Annotated in this window: 18 protein-coding genes; 5 read left to right on the forward strand and 13 right to left on the reverse strand. The window is 32.8% G+C overall.

Annotated features, from left to right (window positions below):
* Positions 1–181 precede the first annotated feature (181 nt).
* From pheT to LG295_RS09265, 6 genes are all read right to left on the reverse strand, one after another.
* Entirely contained in the window at positions 182–2,584 is a 2,403-nt protein-coding gene (pheT, locus tag LG295_RS09240; RefSeq protein WP_318832963.1) for a phenylalanine--tRNA ligase subunit beta, read from the reverse strand.
* Positions 2,584–3,642 carry a phenylalanine--tRNA ligase subunit alpha gene (gene pheS / locus LG295_RS09245; RefSeq protein ID WP_107529713.1) on the reverse strand — a complete coding sequence of 353 codons (1,059 nt, stop codon included), beginning with the start codon at positions 3,640–3,642 and terminating at the stop codon, positions 2,584–2,586. Before pheS ends, pheT begins: the two co-directional genes overlap by 1 nt.
* 328 nt (positions 3,643–3,970) lie before the next feature.
* A complete protein-coding gene (locus tag LG295_RS09250) occupies positions 3,971–4,711 on the reverse strand; it encodes an RNA methyltransferase (RefSeq protein WP_107529714.1) in 741 nt (246 codons plus the stop codon).
* 26 nt (positions 4,712–4,737) lie between these two features.
* Positions 4,738–5,682, reverse strand: coding sequence for a M23 family metallopeptidase (locus tag LG295_RS09255; RefSeq protein WP_404475749.1), 945 nt, complete (start codon positions 5,680–5,682; stop codon positions 4,738–4,740).
* Positions 5,683–5,811: 129 nt separating this feature from the next.
* The gene (rpmF, locus tag LG295_RS09260) at positions 5,812–5,985 is read right to left on the reverse strand and encodes a 50S ribosomal protein L32 (protein ID WP_017724181.1); all 174 of its coding nucleotides are present in this window, start codon (positions 5,983–5,985) and stop codon (positions 5,812–5,814) included.
* A gap of 80 nt (positions 5,986–6,065) precedes the next feature.
* Positions 6,066–6,614, reverse strand: a complete 549-nt coding sequence (locus tag LG295_RS09265) for a DUF177 domain-containing protein (protein ID WP_107529715.1) — start codon at positions 6,612–6,614, stop codon at positions 6,066–6,068.
* 126 nt (positions 6,615–6,740) lie between these two features.
* On the opposite strand from LG295_RS09265, the gene LG295_RS09270 reads away from it, so the two are divergent.
* Positions 6,741–7,874 (forward strand): nucleotidyltransferase, encoded by a 1,134-nt coding sequence (locus tag LG295_RS09270; protein WP_318832965.1) that lies wholly within the window; start codon positions 6,741–6,743, stop codon positions 7,872–7,874.
* Positions 7,875–7,992: 118 nt separating this feature from the next.
* Here LG295_RS09270 and coaD read toward each other — a convergent pair whose 3' ends face one another.
* Entirely contained in the window at positions 7,993–8,478 is a 486-nt protein-coding gene (gene coaD / locus LG295_RS09275; protein ID WP_107529717.1) for a pantetheine-phosphate adenylyltransferase, read from the reverse strand.
* A 1-nt stretch (position 8,479) separates the two neighbouring features.
* Positions 8,480–9,022, reverse strand: coding sequence for a 16S rRNA (guanine(966)-N(2))-methyltransferase RsmD (gene rsmD / locus LG295_RS09280; protein ID WP_318832966.1), 543 nt, complete (start codon positions 9,020–9,022; stop codon positions 8,480–8,482).
* Positions 9,023–9,094: 72 nt separating this feature from the next.
* Here rsmD and LG295_RS09285 point away from each other — a divergent pair, with 72 nt between their 5' ends.
* Positions 9,095–9,484: a hypothetical protein gene (locus LG295_RS09285; RefSeq protein ID WP_107529719.1), complete on the forward strand. Its 390-nt coding sequence runs from the start codon at positions 9,095–9,097 to the stop codon at positions 9,482–9,484.
* A 119-nt stretch (positions 9,485–9,603) separates the two neighbouring features.
* Here LG295_RS09285 and LG295_RS09290 read toward each other — a convergent pair whose 3' ends face one another.
* Positions 9,604–9,855: a YlbG family protein gene (locus LG295_RS09290; protein ID WP_107529720.1), complete on the reverse strand. Its 252-nt coding sequence runs from the start codon at positions 9,853–9,855 to the stop codon at positions 9,604–9,606.
* Positions 9,856–9,979: 124 nt separating this feature from the next.
* Between LG295_RS09290 and LG295_RS09295 the strand changes: the two genes are divergently transcribed.
* Complete coding sequence (locus LG295_RS09295) at positions 9,980–10,906, forward strand: glycerophosphodiester phosphodiesterase (RefSeq protein WP_199193377.1); 927 nt, start codon at positions 9,980–9,982, stop codon at positions 10,904–10,906.
* 59 nt (positions 10,907–10,965) lie between these two features.
* Here LG295_RS09295 and LG295_RS09300 read toward each other — a convergent pair whose 3' ends face one another.
* Complete coding sequence (locus LG295_RS09300) at positions 10,966–11,400, reverse strand: YlbF family regulator (RefSeq protein WP_107529722.1); 435 nt, start codon at positions 11,398–11,400, stop codon at positions 10,966–10,968.
* A gap of 17 nt (positions 11,401–11,417) precedes the next feature.
* The gene (locus LG295_RS09305; RefSeq protein ID WP_318832967.1) at positions 11,418–12,467 is read right to left on the reverse strand and encodes a CAP-associated domain-containing protein; all 1,050 of its coding nucleotides are present in this window, start codon (positions 12,465–12,467) and stop codon (positions 11,418–11,420) included.
* A gap of 187 nt (positions 12,468–12,654) precedes the next feature.
* Between LG295_RS09305 and LG295_RS09310 the strand changes: the two genes are divergently transcribed.
* Positions 12,655–14,913, forward strand: a complete 2,259-nt coding sequence (locus tag LG295_RS09310; RefSeq protein WP_107529724.1) for an excinuclease ABC subunit UvrA — start codon at positions 12,655–12,657, stop codon at positions 14,911–14,913.
* A 383-nt stretch (positions 14,914–15,296) separates the two neighbouring features.
* Here the strand turns inward: LG295_RS09310 and LG295_RS09315 are convergent, their stop codons facing one another.
* A complete protein-coding gene (locus LG295_RS09315) occupies positions 15,297–15,758 on the reverse strand; it encodes a DUF420 domain-containing protein (protein WP_039066909.1) in 462 nt (153 codons plus the stop codon).
* A gap of 24 nt (positions 15,759–15,782) precedes the next feature.
* On the reverse strand, positions 15,783–16,694 hold the full coding sequence (gene cyoE, locus LG295_RS09320; protein WP_318832968.1) for a heme o synthase: 912 nt from the start codon (positions 16,692–16,694) through the stop codon (positions 15,783–15,785).
* A 286-nt stretch (positions 16,695–16,980) separates the two neighbouring features.
* On the opposite strand from cyoE, the gene LG295_RS09325 reads away from it, so the two are divergent.
* Positions 16,981–17,889, forward strand: coding sequence for a heme A synthase (locus LG295_RS09325; protein ID WP_107529726.1), 909 nt, complete (start codon positions 16,981–16,983; stop codon positions 17,887–17,889).
* Positions 17,890–18,264 lie beyond the last annotated feature (375 nt).

An 18,264-nucleotide genomic window follows, 5' to 3' on the forward strand; every position in this document is an offset into this window, starting at 1 on the left:
ATAAATGTAAAACACACCTCTAAGTTTGAAACCGTGCTGATCCCCAAAAGTTAGGCTAAAAATCTAACTTTTGAGCGCACGTCAAATGGAGGTGTGTTTTTTATTGATTTGTTTAAATCACTTTCAATTGTATACCATACTTTTTATAGCATTAAAAGCATCTATCACAATTTAAATATGACTATCTGATTGTAGCGCCTTCTGCCTGTAATGCAGTCAATATTGCTTCATGTACCGCATTTACTTTATCATCCGTAAGCGTATCTTCAGTGTCTAAATATGATAAACGAATTGCTATAGATTTTTCATCTTCTGCGACATGTTCACCTTCATAAACATCAAATACTTCAGCTTCTTGTAATATATCGCCACCGTTTTGCTGAATTGTACTTACTAATTTTGCTGAAGGCATATCACGGTTAATAACTAATGCAATATCTCTTGATACGCCTGGGAATCTAGGTATTGGTTGATAATTAATATAACCTACAGATACTGCCATTAATTCATCATAATTCAACTCGAATACGTAAGTACGTTTTAAATCATTGTCTTTTTCAATTTGTGGATGTAATTCTCCTACAAATCCAATAACTTTTCCATTTAATTTCACGTAAGCCGTTCTACCTGGGTGTAAACCGTTAATTTCACCAGCTTCATATTCAAATTGTATATCTAACTTCTCAGCCACTCGATCTACAATTCCTTTAGCTATGAAGAAGTCGATTTCTTCCTTTTTACCTTGCCAAGCGTTCACAGTGTAATCACCCGTTAAGATACCACTTAAATATTCAACCTCGTCTGGTAATTCACCTTCACCGTTACCAAAGAAGACACGACCAAGTTCATATAAGCGTACTTGGTTATTTTTACGTGCTACATTGTATGCAACAGCATCAATTAAATGTGGAATCAAACTTTGACGCAACGTAGAGTGAGCTTCACTCATTGGCATTAACAACGTGACTGTATCACGGTTTTGCAATGCAAAGTGATTAGCGCGTTCTTTATCGACAAGTGAATAGTTAATTGCTTGGTTTAAGCCTGCACCTTCTAAAGATGCTTTGACAATACGAGACTTAGACTGTCTATCCGTTAACGAACCATGTGTAACATGTTCAAATACTGGTAGTGTTGAAGGAATTTCATCATAACCATATATACGTGCGATTTCTTCAATTAAATCTTCTTTAATTGTGATGTCTTTACGACGTGAAGGCACCATAACAGTTAGTACATCATCAGTGTTCGTTGTTTCAAAACCAAGTTGCACGAAGATAGCTTCAATGTCTTTTGCAGCTAGTTCAAAACCGATTGTTCGATTAACTTTTGCTACTGAAATATCAATTGGTGTTACAAACTCGCCTAAATCACCTTCAGCAACACGTCCTTGTGTGACAGTACCACCTGCATATGTTTGAAGTAAATAACAAGCACGATCAACTGCTTCATCTACAAATTCTGTGGCAATTCCTTTTTCAAAACGGCTAGAAGCTTCACTTCTTAAATTCAAACGTCTTGATGTATGGCGAATTGATACTGGATCAAAGATAGCACCTTCAATAACAACATTTTTTGTCGCTTCAGTTACTTCTGAGAAATCTCCACCCATCACACCAGCAATAGCGATTGGGGAATCGCCGTTTGTGATTACGATATCAGATGCTACTAATTTACGTTCTTGATCATCTAATGTTGTTATAACTTCATCTGTTTTTGCTTGACGAACTTCGATTTGTTTAGAACCAATTTGGTCTTTATCAAACATGTGTAATGGTTGACCATATTCGATTAAAACATAATTTGAAATATCAACAACATTATTAATTGGACGAATACCTGCTTTAATCAAACGCATTTGCATCCATTCTGGTGAAGGTTCGATTGTCACATCATTTACAACACGTGCACTATAATAAGGTACCTTATCATCATTTTGAATGGTTACACTGATTTCATCCTTAGTTTGTTCATCACTCTCATTACTTTGTATTTCTGGTTTTGTCATTGGCGCATTATATAATGCCGCTGTCTCATAAGCTGTACCAATCATACTCAATGCATCAGCTCTATTTGGTGTAAGATCAAATTCCATAACTTGATCATTTAAGTATAATGCACTTAACGCATCTGTTCCTGGAGTTACTTCTGATGAAAATACATAGATGCCGTCCTCGTATTGTTTAGGGACTAAGTTAGCTGGTACACCAATTTCTTGAAGTGAACAAATCATGCCTTCTGAACGTTCTCCACGTAATTTTGCACGTTTTATTTTCACTCCACCTGGCAACCTACCTCCTACTGTTGCAACAATAACTGTTTGGCCTGCGTCTACATTAGGCGCGCCACAAACGATTTGGACTGGTTCTGCTTCACCAATATCAACTTGACAAATATTAAGCTTATCAGCGCCAGGGTGTGCTGCTTTTGATTGTACATAACCTACAACTAGGTTTTTAATATCTTTTGTATAATCAATGATATCGTCTACTTCTATACCAGTTCGTGTAATACGTTCAGCAAGTACGTTAACAGGTTGATTAACCTCAACATATGATTCTAACCATTCTTTTGAAATAAACATTATTTTTCACCTCTATCTTCTACTGCTTTAAATTGACTTAAGAAACGTACGTCATTGGTATAGAAATGTCTTATATCTTCAATACCATATTTCAACATTGCAATACGGTCTGGCCCCATTCCAAATGCGAAACCAGAATATTTAGTTGAATCAAATCCTGCCATTTCAAGTACGTTAGGATGCACCATTCCAGCCCCTAAAATTTCAATCCAACCTGTGTGTTTACATACATTACAGCCTTCTCCTTTACACTTGAAGCAAGATACATCAACTTCGACTGAAGGTTCTGTAAATGGGAAATAGCTAGGGCGTAAACGAATCTCTCTATCTTCACCGAATAATTGTTTTGCCAATAATTCTAATGTCCCTTTTAAGTCACTCATTTTAATATTTTCATCTACAACTAATCCTTCAATTTGTGTAAATTGATGGCTGTGTGTAGCATCATCTGAGTCACGACGATAAACTTTCCCCGGACATAAAATTTTAACCGGTCCTTGTCCATTACGCTTTTCCATAGTTCTAGCTTGAACTGGAGATGTGTGTGTACGCATTAATATTTCATCAGTTATGTAAAAACTGTCTTGCATATCCCTAGCTGGATGAGATTTTGGTAAATTTAATGCTTCAAAATTATAATAATCTTGCTCTACTTCAAAACCATCTACAATTTCGTAACCCAAACCTAAAAATAAATCTTCAATTTCTTCAATAGTGCGTGTTAATGGATGCTTTGCACCATTAGCAATTTTACGGCTAGGTAATGTCACATCGATTTGTTCTTCTTTAAGTTGTTGTTCTAATTGTTCGTTTGCTAACAATTCACGGCGTGAGTCAATTTCACCTTCAATTGTCTGTCTCACTTCATTTACTTGTTGACCGTAAGCAGGCTTTTCTTCATTCGGTAAATCTTTCATATGCTTCATTAAACCAGTAACCGAACCTTTTTTTCCTAAATACTTAACTTTTACATCTTGTAATTCTTTTTCATTTTGAGCTTCATTGATATCGACTAATGCTTGTTGTTTTATTTCTGACATAGTTTCTGTTTGTGTCATACTTAGCCCTCCTATTTTTAAAATATAATCGAGTTATTTAAATTAAAAAACACAAAAAGACTTTCATCCCTTAAAACTGGGACGAAAGCCTTCCGTGGTACCACCCAAATTTATGCATAAGCATACACTTGTTGTCATTGATAACGGAAATGATATCCGACTTAAATTTCTTTAAGTAACCAAAAAGGTGAAAAAAACTAAATACAGTGGATTATCTTTCAGTCTTGAACAATCTCCCTTATACATCTGTAGGATATAGTTTACGTCTTTTTATCGGTAATTATTTAAATTTCATTGTCTTTATTATATACGATGATTCACAAAGGGGTCAACCTTTCAAGTGATACATTACGATACTTCCTGCAATAGCAACATTTAAACTTTCAGCCTTACCATAAATTGGAATTATTAAATTTTGCGTTGTTTGTTCTAATAATTTCGAATTTACACCATCACCTTCATTACCTAGTAATAGTGCAAAAGCTTCTTGACTTGAAACTTGATGGTAATCTACTGCGTTTTCTAATGCTGTACCATATACTTCGCCTTCAAAGTTTTCAATAAACTCACTTAAATCTTTTGTGACAATAGGTAAGTGGAATACACTCCCTTGGCTTGCACGTAATACTTTATCTTGATAAGGATCTGCAGTACCCTTTTCAAGCACTATTAAATCTAATCCAGCAGCGTCTGCAGTACGGATTAAAGTGCCTAAGTTACCTGGATCTTGTATACAATCGATAAGTAACACTTGTTTGGCAGAAGTTATTTCATATTCAGGCTTTTCAATAACAGCGAAAAAACCTTGTGGTGTCACTGTACCCGATAACACTTCCGCAACTTTCAGATTAATTTCAAACACTTCTTGTGCATATTGCTTTAAGTTGTCATCCAATCTTTCTGCATCAACAACATATAATTGTTGGATTATCAAATTGCTTTTATATGCTTCTTCGATTAAGTGGTAGCCTTCAATAAGTGCTAATCCAGTTTTATCTCTTTCGCGTTTCTTTTTTAATTTATTCGCGCTTTTAACTTTACTATTTTGTGCTGAAGTAATCATTTCCATAGCATAGCCTCTTTATCATTTTATTTTCAACCTTTGAATAAGTGTGTAATATTTGTATGAATATTTTTTGCGATTTTAGAAAACGGTTGTTCTTTTTCTATTAATATACTATCACCATTATATGTTATTTCATCTCCTTTAACAGGAGCAATATCATTATGGAATTGGATTTTCAATGTTTGTGTTACTTGCAAGTTTTTATCATTCATTACTTGAAAATGAATATGCGGTTCTGATGAATTGCCGGAATTACCAACGTTAGCTATATGTTGACCACGTAATAAATCGTCACCTTTTTCAATTTTAAATGAATGTGGTTTAATGTGTGCAATCAAACTATATTCTTTATGACCATGTTTTATAACTATATAATTGCCTTCAGGATGAACTGTATTCATCTCACCCGGTATACTATCTGAGATTCCATCGACAATTTCTTCAACAACACCATTTGCTGGCGCAACAATGGGCAAATCGTAAATATGATAATTTTCACATTGATTTGAATCACCATTATATGTGCATCCATCTTCAACTTTTATAAGGTCCATTGCTAGTCTCTGATTTTTATATTGATAGTGATAATTGATTAATTCATTGTCACCGCCCCAATAGACAAGGCATTTGGATTTAATTGGTATTGTGTAATATTGCTTTGATTGTTTCATACCACGTATATGTTTAATCGGTACCAACGACATCGCTATAATTTCCTGATATTTATTCAGAAAAACACTTACACCTGTAGCAATTTTATTATCAAACCAAATGTATTCTTGATGTCGATTTATATGTAAGTGTCTATATAAATGATTCTGACCTCTAATGGCATTATAATGACTTAATATTTGTTCCAAGTCCTTTATAGATGTGACGTCTTGAAAATATTCACTAAAGTGATCATATAGCCATTGAACTTCATTGTTTTCTATTTTATTTATAATAATTTGCGCATTTATCGTTTCCATCATTTTTACACAACCCATCAGTTGATAATAAAAGAATTCTACCTCTAAAATAAAAAATCGTCCAAAAATTATCAAGTGAATAATTAATGAACGATTCGATTAGGTTATAACGTAACCTTTAAATTATTGAAATTATTTTGATACAACTTCTTCGCCATTGTATGAACCACAGTTCTTACATACACGGTGAGATAATTTGTATTCTCCACAATTTGGGCATTCTGTCATACCAGGTACTGAAATTTTTAAATGCGTACGACGTTTATTTTTTCTTGTTTTTGACGTTCTTCTTTTTGGTACTGCCATGATAATCCTCCTTATATTCAAACACTAAATAGATATTTTTAGATTCAATAATCCATTATACTATAGATTAGTTAAATCCGCTATTGCTCTTCGTCATATAATTGTTGTAGTTTTTGAAGCCTAGGATCGATTTGCTCTGATTCGGAAGATTCCTTCTCTTGTGCAAGTTCAATCGCTTGTTCTTCGTCAATAACTTCCCAACCATTACCTTCTCGTAACATCTGATCGCTTTCATTTGAAAAAGCACGCATTGGCTTTTCAATAATAACTAATTCTTCAGCAATATCCTTTAGATTTATCATACCGTCTGTTGCATCATGGTAATGTTCATCATCTTCTTCATCGTTGCCATACTGCTCATATCCCTCTAAATCAAAAATCTCTTGAGACTTAATATCTAAAGGAACTTCAACTGGAACCAATGTACGTGCACACGCCATTGTATATGTTCCTGTTATATGCATATCTGCAATGACTTCATTTGATTTGACGGTTAATTCACCCTCAACATCAATATCAGATAGATCTATTAAATCTAATGATTTTACTAAATGATCAAAATTAACCGTTTGATGGAACTCAAATGGTTTATCTTGGAATTTTCTTAATTGTGTTATTGACCATTTCATATGGCTTCACCTCTATCAAGCACAAAATTTATTTTAACTTTATAGACATAAGTTGTCAAGATTTTTTCTTAACACAATTATATCTGTTACAATAACTATAATGAATTCTGAAAGGAAGAATTGCAAATGAAAAGTGTTGCACTAGTCACTGAATATAATCCTTTCCACAATGGTCACTTATATCATGCTCAGCAATCAAAGTCAATAACCGGCTCTGAAGTTTCTGTCGCAATAATGAGTGGAAGCTTTGTGATGAGAGGACAACCAGCAATTTATAATAAATTTAAACGCACGCGTATGGCATTAAGTGCGGTCGACTTAGTAATTGAACTTCCTATCTTTGCATCGTTATCGGCAGGACAATATTTTGCTGAATTAGCCGTAAAAGTTGCTGATTATTTAAATATTGATCATTTATCTTTTGGTAGTGAGTCTGGAAACATTGATGCTTTTCTAACATTAGCAGAAGACATCTCAAATGCAGAACAATCCATACAATTTGCCGAAAAAACAAAAGAAGGTAAGAGTTATCCTAGAATACTAAGTGAACTCATAACTAACAATGAATTACTATCTTCACCCAATAACACATTAGGTATTTCTTATATCAGAGCAATTCAAAAATGGGCACCAACCATACAACCATGGACTATATCACGTTTACAAAGTGCACATCATGACAAAGAAATAGCAAACTTAGGTTTTGCGAGCGGTACTTCAATTCGCAAATCACTTCAAAATGCTAATACACAATGGAAACAAGTAGTTCCTGAGTCTGTTCACCCCTACTATACTGTTCCAAACGTTTCAGTTGATGACACATTTCACTATTTAAAATACGCAATATTAAGCCAAGATACAGATGCCTTAAACCAAATCTATACCATGAGTGAAGGATTCGAAAATCGAGTCATTCAATTTATTGACCAAGCAGAGAATTTCGAACAGTTTATGACACTATTAAAAACGAAACGATTTACCTATACACATATTCAAAGATTATTAATGAACATTTTATTGAATTTCAAACAACAACAAAAGCCTGAAGCAATACATGCTGTTAGGGTCTTAGGCATGACTCAAAAAGGACAACAATATTTAAAAGAATTGAAACAAGTTTTCCCTGAACGCAATTATATTACTCAACTCAATAAACAAAATGCACATTTTTTCAAACATGAAATACAAGCAACAAAAATTTATAACCTCATTTCAGGTGAAACTGCCAATGACTTCAATACACATGTCATACGTGTTTAAAGCATGTCTGTATAACATAAACGCATAAACTTTGTTAACCTTACTATTTGTTTATAAATCCAAAAAGAGTGGTTCAATAATCAAAATCACTAATTAGATTATTGAACCACTCTTTTTGTTATTTCTTGAATTTTTCATTTAAAGCTTTTTCAACATGTACAGGTACAAAATCTGACACATTAGCTTTATATGCTGCTACTTCTTTTACAACACTGGAACTTATAAAAGAATAATTTGTACTTGTCATCATATACATCGTTTCTACGTTGCTGTTAAGTTTTTTATTCATAGACGTTAGCCTTAACTCATATTCAAAGTCACTCACAGCTCTTAATCCTCTGATTATTGTTTGTGCGCCAATTTCGTCACAAAAATCAACCAATAACCCATTAAAATGATGTACTGTTACATTATTTAAATGTTTTACTGATTCCTCGATTAACGCAATACGTTCTTCAATAGAAAAAGTACCTGCTTTGTTACTGTTTTTCAAAACACAAATGTGTAACTCATCAAAGCGATCCGCACTTCTATCTATAATATCAATATGTCCATATGTAATTGGATCAAAACTCCCTGGAATGACTGCTTTAGTTGTAGACATTTTAATCTCCTTTTTCTAATAACAAAGTATCTGTCAATCCATAATGATAGCGTTTTATCACATGGAATGGCTCAGTTTTTATTTTCTCGTGATGATGGAACTCACAAACGATAATACCATTTTCTTTTAACAAATTAAACTTTGCGATACCTTCAAGTGCATCATCTATCAAACCTTTTTCATAAGGAGGATCCAAAAATATCACATCAAATTGTATATCTCGTTTGGATAATGCTTTTAACGCGCGGTCGGCACTGTTTTTATATACTTCTGCTTGCGCTTCAATATTTAATGTTCTTAAATTTGCTTTAATCACTTTCACAGCTTTAAAATTTTGATCGACAAAAATCATTTGATCCATACCACGTGACAACGCTTCGATTCCTAAAGCACCGCTTCCAGCAAATAAATCCAAGCCTATACCTGAAACTTCATGCAAACTATTAAAGATACCTTCTTTAACTTTATCCATGGTTGGTCTCGTATTGCGCCCTTCCATACTCTCTAACGCTTTGCTTTTATGTACACCAGATATTACTCTCATATAATAGACACTTCCATTCTTAAAATAAATTTTATATAATGCTTAATGCACAATTAAGGAGGAACAATATTAATGAAACAATCATTTATAAAATTAGGTGAGGGCCTAACAGATTTGTTTGAGTTTAATACATTAATCGAATACAATTTCGAAAGAATCGATCACCTTGTTTATTTCCATTCACCTAAATCTGAAAATCAACGTTCATCTGTCGCTCTAATTATGAAACCAACTAGTGGGCAACATTTTCAAGCAATGTATATTATGCTTAATGCACTTAATTATCCATATCCAAATTCAAACAAAAAATTTGAAATGATTAACGATCAAGCAGCTAAATATAATATAGACGTAAAAGCCATTGAAGTTCAACCACTCGAATTATTCCACGAAACTGAGCTATATTTCAATTATTTAACTAGTGTCTTAAGATTACAAAGATGGATACCACCTTTACAATAAAGAAAAAATAAGCCACATTAGACATATGTTGTACTATTGTGGCTTCCATATATTCATCCATTGATGAAACTATTATTTATACACTATCGATGTGTAAAAAGTTGTGACCTGTTGAAAACTTACATGATTTCATGTTGCTCTTTCTCATAAGTTTTCTTCAAATACTTATAAGGTGAACCTTCTACATGTTTTACATATTTAAGTTTCATCAATTTGTTTACAATATCATCTGCTTCTGCCTCATTAATATACATAACTACAAAACGACCTTGTCTATTTGTACTTACAATATGACCAAATTTTCTTATCTGTCTTTCGTGTTTCATGTGTTTCAAATATATAATCAAACTTGTTCTAGGTATAATATTCATATGCTTATCACTCCAATTATTAGCCATTATATAATATCATGTCTTTTTCAATTTATAAATAACAATTATTTTGAACTCACCTGTACTTTTGCTATATTACTTTATATACACAACTTGAGGAGGAATGTTCGTGACAAAATTCAACAAACTAATCAAAGGTGGATTTTTAGGTACTGTAGGTTTAATGGGTAGTATTTTCTTTTTTACTAAATACAACACTAAACCACATAACCAAAGTATACCACCTTTCTTTTCTAAACCTGCACCATATATTTTTGCACATCGCGGTGGTATGGCGGTTAGACCTGAACAAACTAAATTAGCTTTTGATAACGCGGTTGCCCACGAAATAGATGGCTTTGAAACAGATGTTAGATTAACAAAAGATCATGAACTTGTTGTTTTTTATGATAATGATGTCGATCGCACTACAAATGGTTCCGGAAAAATATCAGAACATACGTTAGCAGAACTTAAACAATTGGATGCTGGCTACCACTTTACTGATATTAATGGTGTCCAGCCTTATCGTGGCCATGAAGATGCAAAAATTTTAACATTTGATGAATTATTAAAAACGTATCCAAATCAACTTATAAGCGTTAATTTACAAGATGATCCAAAAAGTGAACAAGGCCAGCTTGCCCCTGAAATCATCTATGAAATTATCGTTGCTAATAATGCACAACAACGCGTTTTAGTATCAAGTTTCTATAGCAAACAGATTGAGCGTTTTAATATAATAAGTAATGGCACTGTAGCTATTGGTGCAAGTCAAAATGAAGTAGCAGAAGGATTGTTGAAATTTTATACTGGCCTAGGTAACACTTTTCAACCACGTGCTAATACTTTTCAAATGTTTGTATCATTCAAAGGTATAAAGTTAACTTCACCTAAGTTTATCAAATGGTTAAATGAGCGTAACATTGTCCCAGGTTATTGTGGCGTAAATAACATTGATTTAATGAACGATTTGGTTTTTCACGGCGCACACACACTAGTAACTGACAGACCTGATTTAGCACAACGATTTAAAAATACTTACCATTAAAATTAAAAAACAGGGCAACGATACCAAAATATATTTTTGATTTCGTTGCCCTGTTTTATTTATAATGAACAGCTACATGATCCACCTGTTGCACAACCACCTGCGTCTTTTTGAAAAAATGGGTTACCTGCTTCAATTTTTACATTTTCAGAAACAGCATATGCAATTTTCACAATCACTTGATCAATCAATTCTTGCAATGCGACTTCTTTTTGTTTGTGATCCATAACAACCGGTAACATTTCATAAGCTCTTTTACGTTTACGTGTATCTAACATCACGTTCTGATAATCTGGGTGGTACTTACCAAAACGCATAATTTCATCATATTTATCTTTTGACTTTAAAAAAGCTTGATACAAGAGATGTGCTTCGTCATTATTAGCAAGTGCTTGTTCTGCTTCTCTATATTCTTGATACAAACGAGATTCTAAAATTTTATCGCTTAAGGCTTCTATTTCGTCGAGTACGGTCAGCGTTTCTTCAGTTATCATAATCAACTAACTCCTATCTATTTATCTTCTACAAAAATAAGCGTATAGTAACCGTTCGTTACTTCCCCACCCATTTCATTATATTTTGAGTTCAACATTCTAGATCTATGAATATCCGAATTTAACCAACTATGAATAAGTGTTGGCACTTCATTGAAATCATAACCCACGTTTTGACTCGTTGATACAAATGGTATCTCTTGCTCATTTAATTGTTGTTTTAAAGCATCCTCAGTAAATTCAACACTATCAGTCCCAATTGCTTCATACAAGTTAAATGATGCAATATGTGCTAAATCATTATTTATACGCAAAGGTTTAGCATCTTTTAATTTTCTCATTTCATTAGTAATTTCATATAATGTCATCAATTGATTTGCATTTTGCTCATATGGTAAGTCTTTTTGATTACGTGCAACTTCTCCATCTTCTTTGTCACTTAACATTTGATAAGGTTTAAACGCTGCTAATGCGTCACTATCTAAATATCTTACTGCAACAATTTTATTAGCTTGTTGATCAATATAGATTTGAGCATAAATGTCTTTAAATTTTATAAGTGTTTGTGTTTTCATATCTGAATCAGAAATTTCTAACTCATATTTTTTCCCATTTGCATTGATTGTCGGTTCTGGATTTATGCTGAATTTCTCAAATACATTTGAGGCATTATCAGATATTTTAACTGGATTTACTTTTGCCTCTTTTCCAGTAGCATATACAGATTTAATTATATTATTTTTAGTTGTAACTAAATAATATTGATCCTTTTCTTTGAATACATAATTTTTAAAATCACCTTTATATGAATACACTCTTTCAGCTTGTCCATATGTATCTGTAAGTTTTTTTAGATTTTGGCCAACCCAAGTTCCTATCCCTTCCTTGGGCATTGGATTTTCAACATTTTGCTCATTTTCTTGAAAGTCTTTGTTTTGAGTTGTTTTTGTCGAATTTTTATTTGGATTTTCCAAAACGTCAAACTTCAAACGTGGCGAGTAAAAAAGATATATCAAGAAAGAAATCAATAATAGTACACCAATAATTTTTATTATTAGTTTTTTCATCACTCACCCACCTATAGTTATCTTTTGTTTATTGTACATGTTTCAATATATCACAAGCAAGGTATGTCATTATATAATGACGAATTATTAAAATATATGCTTTTTCCTAATAGCATATATTTTTCTAACCAATTTAAGTATTACACAATGATTTAAGGGTATACTGTCTTATAAGAGGTGAATGACAATGTCAATGATTCGCGTACATGGCGCTAAACAAAATAACTTAAAAAACATTTCAATCGATATACCTAAACATCAAATAAGCGTATTTACAGGACGTTCTGGATCTGGAAAATCTTCTTTGGTTTTTAGCACGATTGCTGCAGAATCTGAACGTTTATTAAACGAAACTTATTCAACATACATACAACATCAGTTGGCTCAATTTTCAAAACCCAATGTAGATTTAATTGAGCATTTGCCAGTAGCAATGATTATTAACCAAAAAAGATTAGGTGGTAATTCACGTTCTACAGTAGGCACAATTTCAGATATTTATGCCTCTGTCAGATTACTATGGTCACGTATTGGAGTGCCATTTGTTGGTTACTCAGACATATTTTCCTTTAATAATCCTAAGGGTATGTGTCCCGAATGTTCAGGCTTAGGTTATGTAGAAGATATCGATTTGGACGAATTGTTAGATTATGATAAATCACTCAACGAAGATGCAATTCAATTCCCCTCATTCAGACCGGATAGTTGGCGTGGTAAGCGCTATTTATATTCTGGGCTTTTTGATAATGATAAAAAATTAAAAGATTATTCTGAAGATGAATTCAATACTTTACTTTATACAAAACCAACTAAATTAAAAAACCCTCCACAGAATTGGCCGAAAACAGCAAAATTTGAAGGCTTAATCCATCGGTTTAGGCGCTCTTTCCTACTAAATGATAACTTTGAAAAAAATAGATTTAAAGAAGCTATCGATCGCGTAGTCACATCTAAAAAATGTCCAATATGTCTCGGTAAAAGACTTAATCCAGATGTATTACAATGTAAAATTAATGATTTAGACATTGCAGACTTTACTAATTTATCCATAGACGAAGCATTAAATTTCATAAGACGCATTAATTCACCAAAAGCAAAAGTTATCATCGAACCATTACAACAACAGCTATCTTCTTTAAGCTATATTGGATTAAATTATTTAACGCTTTCCCGAGAAACAACTACATTATCCGGCGGTGAATCACAGCGTATTAAATTAATAAGGCACCTTAATAGTGCACTAAGCGATCTCGTCTATATTATAGATGAACCAAGTATCGGGTTACATCCTGATGATATACAACGAATTAACGAAATCATTCAATCATTAAAAGATAAAGGCAACACAGTTTTAGTAGTTGAGCATGATCCTGATGTTATAAGCATAGCTGATCACATCATTGATTTAGGCCCTTTAGCTGGTAAAAACGGAGGAGAAGTTACTTTTACAGGAAGTTATGAAACTTTGTTGAAATCATCTACACGTACAGGTTTAGCCTTACGGAAACAACATAAGTTAAAACCAAATCCTAGAACCCCTCATGATTTTATCTACCTAGAACACATTGATAAAAATAATTTAAAAGACGTTTCTGTTAAATTGCCCAAACAGGCAATGACTGTTGTTACAGGTGTTGCTGGTTCTGGAAAAAGTTCACTGATACACGCAGGTTTAAAGCAAGAACCTAATACAATTTTTATAGATCAAAAACCCATACATGCATCAAGTCGCTCAAATTTACTCACTTATTTAAATATATTTGATGATGTAAGAACTTATTTTAGTGAAGCAACTCATTTAAAAAAAGCCATGTTCAGCTACAACTCCGAAGGTGCATGTCCTGAATGTCATGGTAAAGGTATCATCAAAACAGAATTAGCCTTTATGCCAGACTTTACTCAAACTTGTGATTTGTGTCATGGTAAGCGTTATAAACCCGAAGTATTAAATGCAAAAATAGAAGGATATAATATTGCAGATATTTTAGCATTAACAGTAGATGAAGCAATTTCATTTTTCCAAGAAAAGAAAAATATTGCTCAGCATTTAGAAGCGTTAAAATCTACTGGTCTGGATTATATGACTTTAGGACAAACTCTAGACACATTATCTGGCGGTGAAATACAACGCGTTAAACTTAGTAAATATTTAACACAAACTGTCCACCAACATATTTTCGTATTTGATGAACCAACTACAGGATTACATGAAGATGATATCCCAATTTTATTAGACTGTTTTGAAAGTCTAATAAATGATAAAAACACAGTAGTTATTATCGAACATAACTTAACTATGATGACTCATGCTGACTGGATTATTGATATCGGCCCATTTGCCGGAGAAAAAGGTGGTAGGCTACTTTATCAAGGAACACCTCAAGGATTGTTGGCTGTAGATGATTCTGTAACGGCTAAACATTTACAAAGATATATCGGAAACTAACAATATACTATATCAATTACCAAGTGGTAACAGAACTATATAAGTAGTTATTATTAGATAGATTGAGTTATATAACAAATTCATTTAAATCAAAACTGTTTCCCACTCTGTTCTTTTATTTAAATGGTACTATCTACCGCTCTTATAAATTATCATTAAAAAATAGCTATGAAAAAAATCTATCACGCTGGATAGATAGCTTCATAGCTATTTTTAATGAGTTGCTTATAAATATTACTTATCGAATTAGTAAATACATTTTATGTTTGCTAATTGTGAATAATGGAAACGGGCTATCGAACCTGTTTATAAAACAAATTCCTGCCCGCTGCCCTTTCCATATTCCCTAGTTCAAATAAAAGACTAACATTTTTCAATGTTAATTATAAACCGAATGTCGCTTTAATTAATGACGTTGTTTCTCCGCCTGGATAAAATACATAAAGTAATAAATACACAGCTACACCTGTTATTGCTGTGAAGAACCAAATTATAGAAGCAATTGGTCCAACAAATCTATGTACTTTGAACTTATCTTTAAAAGCAGTAATAATTTGTAAAAGTCCTAAAACTCCACCAATTGTTGCTAAATTTATGTGGAAGACTAAGAAAATTGTATAATAAAGTTTAACTGAGTCTGGACCACCAAATGCCGTATTACCAATAAAAATAGTCCTTGAGGCGTAAATAATAAAGAATGCTAGTGCAAAACCAGCAGCAGCTAACATTACTTTTTTATGGCTTTCAATTTTTCTCAGCCAAATTTTGCGCCAACCTATAGCGACAAGGATTGCACTAATTACAATAAAGCTTGTACTGATTGTAGGTAAGATAGGTAAATTCATATATTACATCCTTATTTATAATTATTAAAACATTTGAATTAATGAGACGACAACGACGAGTACAAAGAAAACCACTAAGTAGTTTAATGAGTATATAAACATTTTTGTTGCCCATTTTGTTTGATCTGAATTCTTTTTAAAGCTTGTTAATCCTAAATATAACCATCCTAAATTTAATAATGTAGCCAACACTATAAATGTTGTTCCTAAACTACTTAATAAGAATGGAAGTGGTAATAAGAATACTAGCCATAAAAACATACTTACTCTCGTACGTTTAAACCCTTTTACTGATGGTAACATTGGAATATTCGCTAATGAATACTCATCTTTACGTTTAATTGCTAAAGCGTAAAAATGGATAGGTTGCCAACAAAAGATCACTAAAAATAGTGCTACCGCTACCAAGCTGATATTTCCTTCAATTGCTGTCCACCCAATTAAAGGTGGTACTGCACCTGGAAAACTACCAATTACTGTATTCCATACCGTATGACGTTTAGACCAAATTGAGTAAAATGATACATAACCCACTATACCTAGCAGTCCAATTACACCTGAAGGCACGTTTAACGCAAATAGTAATGCTTCCCCTATTAGCATCATTCCAAAGCTGAGCATTAATAAATTTCTATTCGAAATTCTGTCATTAACTGTTGGTCTCTGTTGTTTACTTGGCATGATACTGTCAATATCTTGATCGTAGTAGTTATTTAAAGCACATGCGCCCCCCATAATTAACGTAGAGCCCACCAACATCATTAAGATTTGTGGTATTGACGAGAGGAAGGAATGATTTGCCAACACAATCGCTAACCATGATCCAGCAAATGCAGGGATCAAATTACCTTGTACCAATCCCATCTTGATAATTTGCTGCAACTCTTTAAAAGTCACACGACTAGAATTATGCGACAAAGTTTGTTCTTTGTTCATAATTTCCCTCCTAATTTTTCCATATAATACAATGATATATTAAATTTGTATCATTGACTACATTTATGTAAACTTATTTGTGACACTTTAACGACATTACTAAAAAGTCATTTTTGTGACACAATTAAAATAGTTTTTATTGTTATAATTATATGTGAGATTTATTAAAATAACTTTAAATGTATCATTACGGAATAAAATAATTACAGTGACAATAACTATATATTGACTAACTATTTGTAATTTAGTTTCTCAACTGTTTTATTTTTATGTGGGGGGTTAATTCTTGTTTAACAAAAAAAACCTAAAATGGTTATCCGTGTTGGCGGCTGTAATTATGGCTTTTGTTCAATTAGGTGGCGCTTTAGTTACTAAAACCGGATCAGCAGATGGTTGTGGATCCGATTGGCCTCTATGTCATGGCGCATTTTTACCTGAGAACTTACCAATACAAACGATTATTGAATTAAGCCATCGTGCTGTTTCCGGCTTATCTTTAATCATCGTTCTCTGGCTAGTCATCGTTGCTTGGAAACACATTGGTTACATTAAAGAAGTCAAACCATTATGTATCATTAGTGTCGCTTTCTTACTAATACAAGCACTTGTAGGTGCTGCAGCAGTGATGTGGCAACAAAATGCCTATGTTTTAGCGCTACATTTTGGAATTTCACTCATTTCATTTTCTTCAGTATTTGTATTAACTTTAATTATTTTTGAAATTGATCGTAAATATGAAGCAGATGAATTATTTATTAGAAAGCCATTAAGAATTTACACATGGATAATGGCAATTATCGTTTATTTAACAATTTATACTGGCGCATTAGTCAGACATAAAGAAGCTAGTTTAGCATATGGTCAATGGCCATTACCTTTTAATGATTTGATGCCTCACAATGTCCAAGATTGGGTAAACCTTACTCACAGAGGCATGGCATTAATCGCTTTTATATGGATAATGATTACATTCATTCATGCAGTAAATAATTACAAAGATAACCGTACAATACGTTACGGCTACACAGCTGCATTTATATTAGTTATCCTGCAAGTAATTACTGGCGCATTATCTATTATTACAGAAGTTAATTTATTTATCGCCTTATTACACGCTTTATTTATTACATTACTCTTTGGTTTAATAGCCTACTTCATTGTGTTGATGTTACGGACGATTAGAAGTGGTGGCTAACTGAAACATCGAATATGTGATAGCAATAAAAAACTGTCAACGAACTTTTTATGTTGTTGACAGTTTTTTATTGCATATTTTCCTGTACATATACTCGAAATAACCTTTTACATTAAATACATAATGCACCTTGAAAATTTTCTAACAAAATTATAATATCCATATTTTTTGTGTAATTTCCAATGTATTCTAGCTTAATTTAACGTTATTCTACAAGAATATAAAAAGACGTGGTTGAGACATAACCCCCACAAAAATAGCACTCAGATGATTTAATTCAATTCATCTGAGTGCTTCTTTTTTATTACATACTTCGTATTGTCGCTCACTTTCTTAGGGGACAGCTTCAGCCTGTAGTCTTCAGTTTGTCCTGTT

The sequence above is a fragment of the Staphylococcus pseudoxylosus genome (assembly GCF_044794325.1).
In the GTDB taxonomy this organism is placed as follows: Bacteria; Bacillota; Bacilli; order Staphylococcales; family Staphylococcaceae; genus Staphylococcus; species Staphylococcus pseudoxylosus.

Excerpts from the sequence above, each read along its gene's own strand:
- pheT (WP_318832963.1), bottom strand. The coding sequence starts at position 2,584 with ATGTTTATTTCAAAAGAATGGTTAGAATCATATGTTGAGGTTAATCAA.
- pheS (WP_107529713.1), bottom strand. The coding sequence starts at position 3,642 with ATGACACAAACAGAAACTATGTCAGAAATAAAACAACAAGCATTAGTC.
- LG295_RS09250 (WP_107529714.1), bottom strand. The coding sequence starts at position 4,711 with ATGGAAATGATTACTTCAGCACAAAATAGTAAAGTTAAAAGCGCGAAT.
- LG295_RS09255 (WP_404475749.1), bottom strand. The coding sequence starts at position 5,682 with ATGATGGAAACGATAAATGCGCAAATTATTATAAATAAAATAGAAAAC.
- rpmF (WP_017724181.1), bottom strand. The coding sequence starts at position 5,985 with ATGGCAGTACCAAAAAGAAGAACGTCAAAAACAAGAAAAAATAAACGT.
- LG295_RS09265 (WP_107529715.1), bottom strand. The coding sequence starts at position 6,614 with ATGAAATGGTCAATAACACAATTAAGAAAATTCCAAGATAAACCATTT.
- LG295_RS09270 (WP_318832965.1), top strand. The coding sequence starts at position 6,741 with ATGAAAAGTGTTGCACTAGTCACTGAATATAATCCTTTCCACAATGGT.
- coaD (WP_107529717.1), bottom strand. The coding sequence starts at position 8,478 with ATGTCTACAACTAAAGCAGTCATTCCAGGGAGTTTTGATCCAATTACA.
- rsmD (WP_318832966.1), bottom strand. The coding sequence starts at position 9,022 with ATGAGAGTAATATCTGGTGTACATAAAAGCAAAGCGTTAGAGAGTATG.
- LG295_RS09285 (WP_107529719.1), top strand. The coding sequence starts at position 9,095 with ATGAAACAATCATTTATAAAATTAGGTGAGGGCCTAACAGATTTGTTT.
- LG295_RS09290 (WP_107529720.1), bottom strand. The coding sequence starts at position 9,855 with ATGAATATTATACCTAGAACAAGTTTGATTATATATTTGAAACACATG.
- LG295_RS09295 (WP_199193377.1), top strand. The coding sequence starts at position 9,980 with ATGTTCGTGACAAAATTCAACAAACTAATCAAAGGTGGATTTTTAGGT.
- LG295_RS09300 (WP_107529722.1), bottom strand. The coding sequence starts at position 11,400 with ATGATAACTGAAGAAACGCTGACCGTACTCGACGAAATAGAAGCCTTA.
- LG295_RS09305 (WP_318832967.1), bottom strand. The coding sequence starts at position 12,467 with ATGAAAAAACTAATAATAAAAATTATTGGTGTACTATTATTGATTTCT.
- LG295_RS09310 (WP_107529724.1), top strand. The coding sequence starts at position 12,655 with ATGTCAATGATTCGCGTACATGGCGCTAAACAAAATAACTTAAAAAAC.
- LG295_RS09315 (WP_039066909.1), bottom strand. The coding sequence starts at position 15,758 with ATGAATTTACCTATCTTACCTACAATCAGTACAAGCTTTATTGTAATT.
- cyoE (WP_318832968.1), bottom strand. The coding sequence starts at position 16,694 with ATGAACAAAGAACAAACTTTGTCGCATAATTCTAGTCGTGTGACTTTT.